This is a genomic window from Blautia faecis, assembly GCF_020554845.1.
In the GTDB taxonomy this organism is placed as follows: Bacteria; Bacillota; Clostridia; order Lachnospirales; family Lachnospiraceae; genus Blautia_A; species Blautia_A faecis.
Genome location: NZ_JAJCIA010000120.1, coordinates 1 through 258, shown reverse-complemented (window position 1 = coordinate 258; position 258 = coordinate 1). Strand labels below are relative to the sequence as shown.

Annotated in this window: 1 pseudogene; it reads right to left on the bottom strand. The window is 53.5% G+C overall.

Annotation, left to right across the window (positions count from 1 at the left end):
* Window positions 1-258: pseudogene (locus LIZ66_RS18455) on the bottom strand (virulence-associated E family protein); the annotation flags it as partial.

The following is a 258-nucleotide window of genomic DNA, read 5'->3' as shown; positions in this document are numbered from 1 at the left end:
GCTGCTTGGAACAGACCATGCTCCCGGTGTACTTATCAAGATACGCCTGTATCATTCCGGCTTTGGTGTCCTCCGGCATAAAATCCCGCTGGTGTTCTTTGAGATACCGTTGCATGGTGGGGCTGAAAGCCAGCTTGAACCTGCCGCTTCGGTAAATCTCCATAGCTTCTGCCCACATCTGCTCGATATAGGCTCTGGAAGCAGCTTCGTCCTCCAAAATGTGAACCTCGGCTTGCTCCGGGTACACCATGACGGGGA